The 12,444-nt window shown below is 74.2% G+C and carries 10 protein-coding genes and 1 pseudogene; 6 read left to right on the top strand and 5 right to left on the bottom strand.

Annotated elements, in window-relative coordinates:
* The first annotated feature begins 49 nt into the window (after positions 1–49).
* The 3 genes and pseudogenes from ACGF5G_RS27445 to ACGF5G_RS27435 form a co-directional block, all read left to right on the top strand.
* Entirely contained in the window at positions 50–1,450 is a 1,401-nt protein-coding gene (locus tag ACGF5G_RS27445) for a rhodanese-like domain-containing protein (protein ID WP_393267863.1), read from the top strand.
* Between the two features lie 210 nt (positions 1,451–1,660).
* Entirely contained in the window at positions 1,661–2,266 is a 606-nt protein-coding gene (locus ACGF5G_RS27440; RefSeq protein WP_393267860.1) for a rhodanese-like domain-containing protein, read from the top strand.
* Positions 2,263–3,111, top strand: a pseudogene (locus ACGF5G_RS27435) (sulfite exporter TauE/SafE family protein); the annotation flags it as partial. The gene ACGF5G_RS27440 and the pseudogene ACGF5G_RS27435, both read left to right, overlap by 4 nt.
* A 186-nt stretch (positions 3,112–3,297) precedes the next feature.
* On the opposite strand, the gene ACGF5G_RS27430 reads toward ACGF5G_RS27435, so the two are convergent.
* Positions 3,298–4,302, bottom strand: a complete 1,005-nt coding sequence (locus tag ACGF5G_RS27430) for a zinc-binding dehydrogenase (RefSeq protein WP_393267995.1) — start codon at positions 4,300–4,302, stop codon at positions 3,298–3,300.
* A 131-nt stretch (positions 4,303–4,433) separates the two neighbouring features.
* Between ACGF5G_RS27430 and ACGF5G_RS27425 the strand changes: the two genes are divergently transcribed.
* Both ACGF5G_RS27425 and ACGF5G_RS27420 read left to right on the top strand, forming a co-directional pair.
* Entirely contained in the window at positions 4,434–5,147 is a 714-nt protein-coding gene (locus ACGF5G_RS27425; protein WP_350711869.1) for a spermidine synthase, read from the top strand.
* Between the two features lie 106 nt (positions 5,148–5,253).
* Positions 5,254–5,430 carry a hypothetical protein gene (locus ACGF5G_RS27420; RefSeq protein WP_393267858.1) on the top strand — a complete coding sequence of 59 codons (177 nt, stop codon included), beginning with the start codon at positions 5,254–5,256 and terminating at the stop codon, positions 5,428–5,430.
* On the opposite strand, the gene ACGF5G_RS27415 is transcribed toward ACGF5G_RS27420, so the two are convergent.
* A complete protein-coding gene (locus tag ACGF5G_RS27415) occupies positions 5,387–7,018 on the bottom strand; it encodes a glycosyltransferase 87 family protein (RefSeq protein WP_393267856.1) in 1,632 nt (543 codons plus the stop codon). The two genes, ACGF5G_RS27420 and ACGF5G_RS27415, sit on opposite strands and share 44 nt — an antisense overlap.
* Before the next feature lie 110 nt (positions 7,019–7,128).
* Here ACGF5G_RS27415 and ACGF5G_RS27410 point away from each other — a divergent pair, with 110 nt between their 5' ends.
* Complete coding sequence (locus ACGF5G_RS27410) at positions 7,129–8,820, top strand: long-chain-fatty-acid--CoA ligase (protein WP_393267853.1); 1,692 nt, start codon at positions 7,129–7,131, stop codon at positions 8,818–8,820.
* A gap of 95 nt (positions 8,821–8,915) precedes the next feature.
* On the opposite strand, the gene ACGF5G_RS27405 is transcribed toward ACGF5G_RS27410, so the two are convergent.
* The 3 genes from ACGF5G_RS27405 to ACGF5G_RS27395 all read right to left on the bottom strand — a co-directional run bounded on the left by ACGF5G_RS27405 (position 8,916) and on the right by ACGF5G_RS27395 (position 12,135).
* The gene (locus ACGF5G_RS27405) at positions 8,916–10,733 is read right to left on the bottom strand and encodes an acyl-CoA dehydrogenase (RefSeq protein WP_393267852.1); all 1,818 of its coding nucleotides are present in this window, start codon (positions 10,731–10,733) and stop codon (positions 8,916–8,918) included.
* Positions 10,734–11,010: 277 nt separating this feature from the next.
* Positions 11,011–11,394 carry a transposase family protein gene (locus ACGF5G_RS27400; protein ID WP_393267849.1) on the bottom strand — a complete coding sequence of 128 codons (384 nt, stop codon included), beginning with the start codon at positions 11,392–11,394 and terminating at the stop codon, positions 11,011–11,013.
* A 177-nt stretch (positions 11,395–11,571) separates the two neighbouring features.
* On the bottom strand, positions 11,572–12,135 hold the full coding sequence (locus ACGF5G_RS27395) for a DinB family protein (protein ID WP_393267847.1): 564 nt from the start codon (positions 12,133–12,135) through the stop codon (positions 11,572–11,574).
* Between the last annotated feature and the right edge of the window lie 309 nt (positions 12,136–12,444).

Raw genomic sequence — 12,444 nt, 5'->3', positions numbered from 1 at the left:
GTGCCCGTCGGATACCCCCCGGGGTATGGATCCCACAAGGAGCACGACAATGGCAGTTGAGGTGTCCGTCATCGCGACGTCCTCGCTCGGCGACCGCAGTTACCTGGCCTCCGACGGCGGGGTGGCGATCGTCGTCGATCCCCAGCGCGACATCGACCGGGTCATGTACCTCGCGGGCGCCAAGGGCGTGCGCATCACCCACGTGGTGGAGACCCACATCCACAACGACTACGTCTCCGGCGGCCTGGAACTGGCCCGGCTGACCGGCGCCGACTACCTGGTCGCCGCGCACGACGAGGTGGGGTTCGACCGGACCCCGGTCGCCGACGGCGACACCGTGCCCGTCTCCGGCGCGATGCGGCTCCGGGTGGTGGCCACGCCGGGGCACACCTTCCACCACCTGTCGTACGCGCTCGACGAGGCCGACGACGGCGACTGGCGGCCGGTCGGGGTGTTCACCGGCGGCTCGCTGCTCTTCGGCACCACCGGCCGCACCGACCTGCTCGGCGCGCAGCACGCCCACGAACTCGCCCACCACCAGCACGCGTCGGCGAAACGGCTGGCCGACCTGCTGCCCGACGGGGCCGAGGTGTGGCCGACCCACGGATTCGGCAGCTTCTGCTCGGCCAGCCAGGCCGACGCGCCGGAGTCGACCATTGGCCGGGAGAAGCGGGCCAACCCCGTGCTGCGGCTGGCCGCCGACGAGTTCGTCACCGAGACCCTGGCCGGGCTCGACGCCTACCCGGCGTACTACGCCCACATGGGCGTGGCGAACCTCGCCGGTCCGGCGCCCGTGGACCTCACCCCGGTCGCCCGGGCCGACGCCGCCGCGCTGCGCGAGCGGATCGCCGACGGCCAGTGGGTCGTCGACCTACGGCACCGCAAGGCGTACGCCGCCTCACACCTGGCCGGCACCGTCAGCCTCGGGCTCGACGGCCCGATGTCGACCTGGCTCGGCTGGCTCGTCGACTGGGGCGCACCGATCACCCTGCTCGCGGAGACCGCGGCGCAGGTCGCCGACGCCCAGCGCGAACTGGTCCGCATCGGCATCGACCGGCCCGCCGCCCAGGCCACCGGGACGGCCGAGCAGTGGGCCGCCGACCCGGGGCAGCTGCGGAACCTGCGGACCGCCGACTTCTCCGCGCTGGCCGCCGCCCGCGCCGGCGACACCCCGGCGGGGCTGCCCGCCCCGGACGTCGTGCTCGACGTCCGGATGACCAACGAGTGGCGCGCCGGTCATGTCGAGGGCGCCGTGCACATCCCCCTGCCCGACCTGCGGACGCGGCTCGCCGAGGTGCCCCCGGGCGTGGTCTGGGTGCACTGCGGCTCCGGATACCGGGCCACCGCCGCCGCGTCGCTGCTGGCGAACGCGGGCCGCGAGGTCGTGGTGCTCGACGACGCGTTCGCCCGGGCCGAGGCCGCCGGCGTCGCCATGGTCGGCGGCGCCTGACCTGAACCTGGCCGCCGGCCGCCGCGACGGCGGCGGCCGGCCAGCCCCCTGCGCCGGCCAGCCCCCTGCGCCGGCCAGCCCCCTGCGCCGGTCGGCCCCCGCGAAGCGGCTTCGGCCGGCCACCCCCTGCCCGGTGTCGGCCGCCGCGAAACCGCCGCGGCCGGCCGGTCCCTGCCCAGAATCCGCGCGACACACCCCGAATGAGGAAGAATGAGCACTTCGGAGAACGCCCGCCCCGCCGTCCTCGACGCCGCCGCCCTGCGCGAGCTGATCGACTCCGGCCGCGCGCCCCGCCTGCTGGACGTGCGCACCCCGGCGGAGTTCGAGACCGCACACATCCCCGGTGCCTACAACGTCCCGCTCGACCTGCTCAAGGAACACCGCGAGGAACTGCGCCACCACCTCGACGAGGACGTGGTGCTGATCTGCCGCTCCGGCGCCCGCGCCACCCAGGCCGAGCAGGCCCTCTCCGGGGTCGGGCTGCCCCGCCTCATGGTCCTGCGCGGCGGCATGACGGCCTGGCAGGCCGCCCACGCGCCGATCAGCCAGGGCGCCCCGCGCTGGGACCTGGAGCGACAGGTGCGGCTCGTCGCCGGGTCGATCGTCCTCGTCAGCATCCTGGGCTCGGTGTTCGTGCCCGGCCTGAAGTGGGTAGCCGGCTTCATCGGCGCCGGGCTCACCGTCGCCGCCGTCACCAACACCTGCGTCATGGGCATGCTGCTCGGCAAGCTGCCCTACAACCGGGGCGCCAGCTGTGACCTCGACACCGTCGTCGGCCAGCTGCGTGCGGGGTCGACAACCGGGCGGCGGTCGTGACCGGCGGCCTCGCGCTGACCGTCGGGCTGGCCGTCCTCATCGGGATCACCCTCGGCCTGCTCGGCGGGGGCGGCTCCATCCTCGCCGTACCGCTGCTGGTCTACGTCGCCGACCTGCCACCGAAGGAGGCGATCGCCACCTCGCTGCTGGTCGTCGGGGTGACCAGCGCCGTGGGCGTGCTGCCCCACGCCCGCGCGGGTCGCATCCGGTGGCGGACCGGCCTGGTCTTCGGTGCCGCGGGCATGGCCGGCGCGTACGCCGGCGGCCGCCTCGCCGCGTTCGTCCCGGCCGCGGTCCTGCTCGCCGGCTTCGCCCTGATGATGCTCGCCACCGCGACGGCCATGATCCGCGGCCGGCGCGACCGCGGCGGCGGCCGGCCCGTGCCGCACGAACTGCCGGTGCTGCGGGTGGTGCTCGACGGCGCCGTGGTCGGCCTGGTCACCGGCCTGGTCGGCGCCGGCGGCGGCTTCCTGGTCGTCCCCGCCCTCGCCCTGCTCGGCGGCCTGCCGATGCCGGTCGCGGTCGGCACCTCGCTCGTGGTCATCGCGATGAAGTCCCTCGCCGGCCTGGCCGGCTACCTGTCCACCGTCGGCGTCGACTGGGGCCTGGCCGCCGCGGTCACCGCCGCCGCCGTGGCCGGCAGCCTCGCCGGCGGCCGGCTCGCCGGGCACGTCCCCGAGGACGTGCTGCGCAGGGCGTTCGGGTGGTTCGTGGCGGCGATGGGCATCTTCGTCCTCGGCCAGCAGCTCCCCGGGCAGGTGCGGACCAGCCCGCTGCTCTGGATCGTGGCGGGAGCGGTGGCCGCCGCCGCGGTCGGCGCGCTGCTGCGCGACCGCCGGCGCCGCGCCCGAGCCGACCGGACGACGAGTGCCGGTGTGCCGCGCCGGCGCCGGCGACGCGACCGGCACGACCGGCCCGACCGGCCCGACCGGCGCGGCCGGGCAGACCGACCCGGCCGGGCGGCGGTGCGACCGTGACGCCAGCTCCAGCGGCGGGCGGAGTCGCGGGGCGACCCGGCGGGCCGGCGCCGCTCAGGGACGCAGGATCAGCCGGATGGGATTGCCCTCCTTGGTGTGCACCCGCCGCACCGCCTCCTCCGCCTCGCCCAGCGGCAGCACGTCACTGATCGACGCGCTCAGGTCGAGCCGCTTCTGCCGGGCCAGGGACACCAGTTGCTCGACGTGCTCGGACTCCGAGCCGTAGTGGCCGAGCAGCGCCTGCTGGAAGTAGTTGAACGGGCTGTCCGACGCGATCGTAACCGGCTTGTTGGCGATCCCGGCGAGCACCAGCCGGCCCCGGCGGGCGAGCACGGTCAGCGCCTGCTCCCGGACCGGAGTCACCCCGGCGAAGTCGAACGCGACGTCGAGCCCCCGCCCGCCGGTCAACTCGAGCACGGCGTCGCGGAACCCGGGGTCGGCCGGGTCGAGCGCCGCGTCGGCGCCCAGCACCGTCGCCCGGTCCCGCGCCGCCGCCAGCGGCTCCACCGCGATCACCGGGGCCGCGCCCACCAGGCGCAGCAGTTGGACGGCGTGCGCGCCCAGGCCGCCCACGCCCCACACCGCGACCGCCTCCCCGGGCCGGGTACGCCCGGTGTCCGTCACCGCCGCCCAGGGGGTGGAGACCGCGTCCGGGATGATGCAGGCCTGCTCGAACGGCAGGTCGTCCGGGATCGGCACCACCGTGTCCTCCCGGGCCACGGCGTACTCGGCCCAGCCGCCGTCGTAGTCCACGCCCCGGGTGAACACCGTGCCGCGCCGGTCCCGCTCCCCCGCCTGGAGCAGCACCCGCTGGCCCGGCTCCCACCCCTCGACGTCGTCGCCGAACGCGTCGACCACCCCGGCTACCTCGTGGCCCAGCGTCACCACGTCGCCGGGCAGGTAGAGCGGCGTGAGGGTGCCGTCGATCAGGTGCACGTCCGACAGGCAGACACCCGCCGCCTCGACCCTGATCCGCACCTGCCCGCGCTCCGGCTCCGGCACCCGCACCGACTCCATCCGCAGCACCCGGTCCGCCACGTGCAGCCGTCCGGCCAGCATCTCCGCCACAGTGCGCGCTCCCTGTCCGGCCCCCGGTCGGCGGCCCTCGACGAGCGCGCATACCCGGCCGGACGGAAGGAATGCGCGCCGGTGGCCGGTCCTCGGGGCGCCGCCCGGTAGCATCCGGGCCCGTGGGCGTGCGATTCGAGGAACTGGCCTGGCGGGACACCCCGATCGGCCTCATCAGCCTGCGTCGGCGCCGCGACCCGTCGCTCGACGTCGAGGTGTACGAGGTCAAGCTCGACGACGAGTTCCTGATGTCCAGCCTCTTCCCCGTCGCGGAGATCGAGCTGGCCCGGCTGGGGCTGGCCCCGCTGGCCGGGCGCGACCTCGACGTGGTCGTCGGCGGCCTCGGCCTCGGCTACACCGCCCGCACGGCGCTCACCGACGAGCGGGTCGGCTCGCTGCTGGTGGTGGAGGCGATCGAGGACGTCATCGACTGGCACCGCCGCGAGTTGCTGCCGTTCGCCGCCGGGCTGGCCGCCGACCCGCGGACCCGTTTCGTGCGGGCCGACTTCTTCGCCGCCGTCGCCGACGGCACCGGTTTCGACCCGCAGGCGCCGGGACGGCGGTTCCACGCCGTGCTCCTCGACGTCGACCACTCGCCGCGCAACGTGCTGCACCCCACCCACGCCGCCTTCTACACCCCGGACGGCCTGCGCCGGCTCGCCGCCCACCTGCACCCGGACGGGGTGTTCGCCCTCTGGTCGGACGACCCGCCCGACGCCGCGTTCGAGGAGGCACTCGCGGCGGTGTTCCGTACCGCGCGGGCCCACGTCGTCCCGTTCGCCAACCCGCTGACCGGCGGGGAGTCGACCAACACCGTGTACGTCGCCCAGCTCTGACAGGCCACCTGACCAGGCGTTTCGGCGGTCCGCGCCGCATGGTGCGGGCCGGACCGGGAAGGCGGGCGGGGGCCGCACGACGCGGCCGGAGTCACGGAAGGTGGACATGCGGGCCATGCTCTGGGTCGTCGCCGTCATCGCCGGCGCGCTCGTCCTGCTCGGGCTGCTCCTCGAGGCGGTGCGCTGGCTGGTGGTCATCGGCGCGGTGGCGCTGCTCGCGGTCGTCGTGCTGGCGGTGGTTAAGGGACGGCCGGCGATGCACCACTCCGCCGGGCGCCGGTGACGTCGAGCGCGGCGGCCAGCTCCTCGTCGTAGGTCGCGATCGGTCGCCCGTCGGCGGCGTAGGCGACGAGCCGGCCGTGGGCCATGGTCGCCGACCGGAACGAGAACGTCCGGGGCCCCGGATGGGCCGCCAGCAGCGGGATGACCCGGGGCGCACCACCGGGGGCGGAGTGGTATTCCAGCCGGGCCACCGCCGGCGACACCACCCCGTTGACCCGGACCTTGGTCTTTTCGCGCCGGGTGCCGAAGGTCACCGGGGCGTCGGTGCCGTACGCGGCGCACTGCACCGGGCCCCGGCAGACGAAGAAGTAGCGCGGATTGTCCACGTCGGACAGCGTGTAGGCCTTGAACGTCGGGTCGGCACCGGCCGGCAGCGGCTGCACGGCGAAGAACGCCACGGCCAGCGCGGCGGTGGTGCCCACCCGCAGCCAGCCGCGGGCCGCCCGGGGCCGCCGGCCCGCGCCCGCCACGGCCAGTGCCGCCCCGCCGAACCCGGCCAGGCAGAGCACCCCGACGCCGAGCGCCCGGGCGTTCTCGAAGAGGAACTGGATCCCGGGGGTCGTCGAGACCGGGGCCAGCACCACCCCCAGCGAGACCACCATCGCCACCAGCAGCGCGCCGCCGGCCACCCGCCGGGCGATCCCCTCGGCGCCGATCAGCAGCATCGCCGCCAGCACCGGCCAGATCTGGTGGTGGGTCCAGGACACCGGGGACGCGGCGACGGTGGCGCACCCGACGAGCACGGCGGCGTGCCCGGGCCGCCCGTGCGCGGCGAGGTGCCGCGCCCGCAGCAGGGCCACCCCGCAGAGAACGGCCACCAGGGCCGCCCAGAGCAGCGGCAGGGACGCCTCGTCGAGCCCGATCCGCAGCAGCATGCCGTGCACCGACTGGTTGCCGAGCGAGGCGAGGTTGCCGATCCGCGCCGTGTCGCGCATCGCCTCGGTCCAGTACGTCCAGCTCGCCGCCGGCAGGACCGCCGCCCCCAACGCTGCGCAGCCCAGGAAGGTGACCACGGCCCGCCCGGCGTCCCGGTAGCGTCCGGTGGCGAGGAAGTAGACGACGAACAGCAGCGGGGTCAGTTTGATCGCGGCGGCCACCCCGACGAGCACGCCCCGGAGTCGGGCCGGGACGACGCCCATGCCGTCCAGCAGCGCGAGCAGCACGATGAAGATGCTGACCTGGCCGAAGCGGAGGTTGCTCTGCACCGGCGCGGAGAGCATCAGGGCGCAGGCGATGGCCGGCACGACGAGGGCCCGCCGGGGCCCGGGGCGGGCGAGCAGGCGGCCCACCGGGATCGCGATGGCGACCACCGCGAGGCAGGTCAGCGCCAGCCAGATGCCCTGCGCGACCCCCTCGGGGACGGCGGCGACCGGCCAGAGCACCAGCGCCGCGAACGGCGGGTAGGTGAACGGCCCGCCGTTCTCGGCGACGAAGTCGTACAGCGGTCGGCCGGCGTGCAGGTGCAGCAGCGCGCCCCGGTAGATGTGCAGGTCGGAGAGGCGGTCCGGGCGGAGCGTCACGAGCGCGGACGACCCCGCGGCGACGATGACGAAAACCGACCAGAGCACCGCCACCCGCCGATCCCGCATCGTCGGAGTCTACGGCCGGCGCCCGTCCGGCGGGGACCCCGACCAATACCTACGTGACCGTAGGTTACCGTGAAGTAGGCCCGGCGGCGCGTGAGGTGCGGAGGAGAGACATGGAGCTGAGTGCGGAGCGGCCCTGGCTGCGCAGCTACGCCCCGGGCGTGCCGGCGACCATCCCGCCGTGCGACGAGTCGCTGGTCGACCTGCTCCGCGACGCCACCCACCGGTTCGGTCCCCGGGTCGCCCTCGACTTCTTCGGCGCCACCACCACGTACGCCGACCTGTTCGACCAGGTCGGCCGCGCGGCGGAGGCGCTGCGGCGGCTCGGCGTCGACCGGGGCGACCGGGTGGCGCTGGTGCTGCCGAACTGTCCGCAGCACGTGGTGGCCTTCTACGCCGTGCTGCGCCTCGGCGCGGTGGTGGTGGAGCACAACCCGCTCTACACCGAACAGGAGCTCACACACCAGCTCGCCGACCACGGCGCCCGCGTCGCGGTCGTCTGGGACAAGGTGGCGCCCCTCGTCCGCCGTACCGCCGGCGCCACGGCGGTCGAGACCGTGGTCGCGGTGGACCTGACCCGGGCGCTGCCCCGGCGCAAGCGCTGGGCACTGCGGCTCCCGCTGCCCCGGGCGCGCGCCGCCCGCGCGGCGATGACCGCGCCCGCGCCGGGGACGCTGCCCTGGGAGCGCCTGGTCGCCGCCGGCCCGCCGCTCGCCGCCGGGCACCCCGCCCCCGGCCCGGACGACACGGCGCTGCTGCAGTACACCGGCGGCACCACCGGCACGCCGAAGGGCGCCGTCCTGACCCACCGCAACCTGCGGGCCAACGCGGCGCAGGGCCGCGCCTGGGTGCCGGGCCTGCGCGACGGCGCGGAGACGGTCTACGCGGTACTGCCGCTGTTCCACGCGTACGGGCTGACGCTGTGCCTCACCTTCGCGGTGGGCATCGGCGCCACGCTGGTGCTGTTTCCCCGCTTCGACCTCGACCAGACCCTGGAGGCGGCACGCCGTCGCCCGCCGACGTTCCTGCCCGCCGTCCCGCCGATCTACGAGAAGCTCGCCACCGCGGCCCGGGAACGCGGCGTCGACCTCACCTCGGCCCGGTACGCCATCTCCGGCGCCATGGCACTGCCCCCGGCGACGGTCGAGGTGTGGGAGTCGGTCACCGGCGGGCTGCTCGTCGAGGGCTACGGCCTGACCGAGACCTCCCCCGTGGCGCTGGGCAACCCGGTCTCCCCCGCCCGGCGTCCCGGCACCGTCGGGGTGCCGTTCCCGTCCACCGAGATCCGCGTCGTGGACCCGGAGGACCCCGCGCACGACCGCGAGCCGGGCCAGGCGGGCGAGCTGCTGGTCCGGGGACCGCAGGTGTTCGCCGGCTACTGGCGCCGCCCGGAGGAGACGGCGGCGGTGCTGCTGCCCGGCGGCTGGCTGCGCACCGGGGACATCGTGGTGACGGACGCCGACGGCTTCGTCACGGTGGTCGACCGGATCAAGGAGCTGATCATCACCGGTGGGTTCAACGTCTACCCGTCCGAGGTGGAGGACGCGCTGCGCCGCGTCCCCGGCGTGCGCGACGCCGCGGCGGTCGGCCTGCCCGGCGCCCACGGCGGCGAGGAGGTGGTGGCGGCGGTCGTGCCGCACGAGGAGGCCGACCTGGACGAGGCCGCCGTCCGGGCCGCGTGCCGGCAGCACCTCACCGCGTACAAGGTGCCCCGCCGGGTCGTCCTGGTCGAGGACCTGCCCCGTTCGCAGATCGGCAAGATCCTGCGCCGCGAGGTGCGCGACCGGCTGCTCGCCGACGGCTGAGGCGGCGGGGCCGGTCGGTCCGCCGACGGGCGGGCCGACCGGGCCCGCACCGTCACGCGCAGGCCGGTGCGGCGGCGGGCGGTGGCGCGGGGCGGTCAGAACCAGTCGTCGCGCATCTCCAGCGTGGTCCGGTCGAGACTCTCCAGCAGGTCGAACTGAGGCCCGGTGCGGGGCAGCTCGAAGCGGAAGAAGTACCGGGCGGCCTGCCGCTTACCGGCGTGCAGGTCGGCGTCCGGCCCGTCGCCCGGGCCGCCGGCCGCCTCGACGACGAGCAACTGCTCCAGCCACATCCAGGCGATCACCACGTGGCCGACCGCCTCCAGGTAGACGCTCGCGTTGGCCAGCGCCACCGCCGGGTCACCGGTGCTCCACAGCCGCCGGGTGACCAGGGTGACCCGGTCCAGGGCCGCGCCGAGCGGGCCGGCCAGCTCGGCGGCCTCGCCCTCGGTCTTCCACGCCCGGGCGACCGTGACGCGGACCGTCTCGACCAGCAGCGCGAGCCCGTCCCCACCGCGCATGGTCACCTTGCGGCCCAGCAGGTCCAGCGCCTGGATGCCGTGGGTGCCCTCGTGGATCGGGTTGAGCCGGTTGTCGCGCCAGTGCTGTTCGACGTCGTAGTCGCGGGTGTAGCCGTAGCCCCCGTGCACCTGGATGGCCAGGTCGTTGGCGGCCAGGCACCACTGCGACGGCCAGCTCTTCGCGATCGGGGTGAGCACGTCCAGCAGCAGGCGCGCGCGTTCCCGGTCCGCCGCCTCCGGCGCGGTCTTCTCCTCGTCGAGCAGCCGTCCGCAGTAGAGGACGAGCGCCAGCGCGCCCTCCACGTAGCTCTTCTGCGCCAGCAGCATCCGCCGCACGTCGGGGTGGGCGACGATCGGCACCTGCGGCGCGGTGGGGTCCTTGTCGGCGGCCGGGCGGCCCTGCGGCCGCTGGCGGGCGTACGCGAGCGACTTCAGGTAGCCGGTGTAGCCGAGGGCGGTGGCGCCCGCGCCCACCCCGATCCGGGCCTCGTTCATCAGGTGGAACATCTGCGGCAGGCCCTGGTGCGGCTCGCCGACCAGGTAGCCGACCGCGCCGGGGCGCCCGCCCGGCCGGTGCACGCCCTCGCCGAAGTTCAGCACCGTGTTGGTGGTGCCCCGGTAGCCCATCTTGTGGTTGAGGCCGACCAGCACCACGTCGTTGCGCGCGTCGGGGGCGCCGTCGGCGTCGAGCAGCACCTTCGGGACGATGAACAGCGAGATGCCCTTCACTCCGGGCGGGCCGCCGGGGATCCGGGCGAGCACCAGGTGGACGATGTTCTCCGACAGTTCGTGGTCGCCGCCGGAGATCCACATCTTGGTGCCGTGCAGCCGGTACGTCCCGTCGTCCTGCGGCTCCGCCCGGGTGGTGATGTCGGCCAGCGAGCTGCCGGCCTGCGGCTCGGACAGGCACATGGTGCCGAAGAAGCGGCCCTGCACCATCGGCCGGACCCAGGTGTCGATCTGCTCCGCGCTGCCGTGCGCCAGCAGCAGGTTGGCGTTGCCGAGGGTCAGGAACGGGTAGGCCGAGGTGCCGATGTTGGCGGCCTGGAACCAGGCGAAGCAGGCGGCCTGCACGACGTGCGGCAACTGCATCCCGCCGATCGAGGCGTCCATGCCGGCGGCCAGCAGGCCGGTCTCGGCGAAGACGTCGAGGGCCTGCTTGACCTGCGGGATGATGTGCACCCGCCGACCGTCGAAGGTGGGCTCGGTGAGGTCGGCGGCCCGGTTGTGCGGGGCGAACCGCTCGGTGGCCACCCGCTCGGCGAGGTCCAGCACGGCGTCGAAGGTCTCCCGGGAGTGCTCCGCATAGCGGGGCCGCTCGGTCAGCCGGGTCACCTCCAGCCAGTCGTGCAGCAGGAACCGCAGGTCGCGACGGGAGAGCAGAGTGGACGACACAGGTCTCCTTCCGGCGGCGGTCGCGCCGCCGGCCGCGGCTCGGCCCGGCGGTGCCCTCGCCCAGGTCATCCTGACCGATCCGGCCGGCCGGCGCACCACCCGGCGCCGTGCGCGTCGTACCAGCCCGGCACCTCTCGCGGATCCGGGCGGGCGCCTCCAGATGAGGGCGGGCATTGAGTTGTGTTCATCCTGAACGTGCAGGTCACGGGGGTGGCGTGGACGGGTGACGTCGTGCTCGTGCTGGTCGTCGGGGTCTGTCTGGCGTGAAGATCGTCGGTCAGCGGGCGATCTCGTGCTGGGTGAGGATCATCAGCGCCCGCACCAGCCGGGTGGCCCACTTCACGTCGAGGCGGAGCTTGGTCAGCACCCGCCAGTTCTTCAGGTGCGCGAAGGCGTGCTCACACACCGCCCGTTCCGCCGCGATCAGCTGGTTGACCAGCTTTTTCGCGGACGGGCGCTTCTTGCCCTTCGGCTTCTTGTAGCCGGTGATGACCGCCGGGTCGCCCGCTTCGTCGTCCAGGCCGACGAAGCCGATGTCGGCGATCGCCGCGAGACCCGCCTCGCGCAGCCGGCCGACCAGGTCGTCGTGACGGCACGCGGTGATCTCCGAGCCGCGGGCGGGCCGGGCAGTGAGAGGTCCACAACAGCCGCCCCTTGACATCGGTCAGGGCGATGCAGGTAGAAGGCCCTGGCATGGCGCTCGCCCGGGATGCTCATGCCAGGGCCTTCTACCTGCGCAAAACGGCGGTTAAGGATCGTGAGGCCTCGGCGGCAGCAGCCACGGAGCGTCACGGAGTCCACGTAAGTTTCCGAAGCTCGAACACCGGTTACCGAAAAGTCATATTCGGCGCGGTACGGCTCCGTCCTGCCAGCGGTAGAGGTCGCGCAGCAGGGAAATCTCGGCGCCGTGATGGATCAGCTCCCTGTTGACGTGCAGGACGATGCCCTCCATGGGAAACCGCTCGGGACCCACCGTGGGCGGATTCTCCAGTTCAGCGTCCGAGAGTTCGCGGACCCCCGCGTTCCATCTCCCATACATCTCATCGAGCTGTTTTAGCGCCTCGTCAGCGGTCCCCGCGTAGGCGAATGTCTGGAAGTCGACGTCCTGGCCGCCGAAGTGCCATCCGACCCGATAGCCCAGGCACGAGACGATGACGTGTGCCAGCCGCCAGGCAATCGTGGTCACCGGCGCCGGCACCGGGTCAGGAGACGCGGAGTCCACCGTCCACTCCCCCGAACCTGCCGACATCGGTGCGGCCGACGTGCCACGTGGGCGGATGCTCCAGCAACCGCGCACCGGCTCCCAGAGGTACTCCTCATCGGTAAGACCGTCCAGCCGCGGCCGCAGGTTCTTGCGCCAGTGCCGGTCCAGCTGCTCCGCGAGCCGCTCGCTTCTTGCCATTTCCGCACACTACAGACAACGGAGACCTGGCTGCGACCCTCGCGGACGCCGTCGCCGGCCGTGGGCCGCGAGGGCGTACCGCACCGGGAGATGACGCTGGGGGCTGATGCGCCCTTCGGGCCGTGCCGCCGCGAGCGGCTGTTTGACATTAACAACCCGGCTGGCCGGGTTGGGTTCAATGACCCAGATGTAACAGCCGCGACCGATGACATGACGGATGATCAAGACCGCAGACTCCCGCCCGTGATCAGCGTGGGTATCCCGAGCGAGCGCCACGCCAGAGCCTCCTGCCTGCATGTTCGAAGAGGC

It is taken from the genome of Micromonospora sp. NPDC047730 (genome assembly GCF_043204765.1).
Classification (GTDB): Bacteria; Actinomycetota; Actinomycetes; order Mycobacteriales; family Micromonosporaceae; genus Micromonospora.
Note: the sequence above shows the minus strand (reverse complement) of the source record. Positions and strands in the feature narration are given on the sequence as shown.

Excerpts from the sequence above, each read along its gene's own strand:
- ACGF5G_RS27445 (WP_393267863.1), top strand. The coding sequence starts at position 50 with ATGGCAGTTGAGGTGTCCGTCATCGCGACGTCCTCGCTCGGCGACCGC.
- ACGF5G_RS27415 (WP_393267856.1), bottom strand. The coding sequence starts at position 7,018 with ATGCGGGATCGGCGGGTGGCGGTGCTCTGGTCGGTTTTCGTCATCGTC.
- ACGF5G_RS27440 (WP_393267860.1), top strand. The coding sequence starts at position 1,661 with ATGAGCACTTCGGAGAACGCCCGCCCCGCCGTCCTCGACGCCGCCGCC.
- ACGF5G_RS27430 (WP_393267995.1), bottom strand. The coding sequence starts at position 4,302 with ATGCTGGCCGGACGGCTGCACGTGGCGGACCGGGTGCTGCGGATGGAG.
- ACGF5G_RS27400 (WP_393267849.1), bottom strand. The coding sequence starts at position 11,394 with ATGTCAAGGGGCGGCTGTTGTGGACCTCTCACTGCCCGGCCCGCCCGC.
- ACGF5G_RS27420 (WP_393267858.1), top strand. The coding sequence starts at position 5,254 with ATGCGGGCCATGCTCTGGGTCGTCGCCGTCATCGCCGGCGCGCTCGTC.
- ACGF5G_RS27395 (WP_393267847.1), bottom strand. The coding sequence starts at position 12,135 with ATGGCAAGAAGCGAGCGGCTCGCGGAGCAGCTGGACCGGCACTGGCGC.
- ACGF5G_RS27410 (WP_393267853.1), top strand. The coding sequence starts at position 7,129 with ATGGAGCTGAGTGCGGAGCGGCCCTGGCTGCGCAGCTACGCCCCGGGC.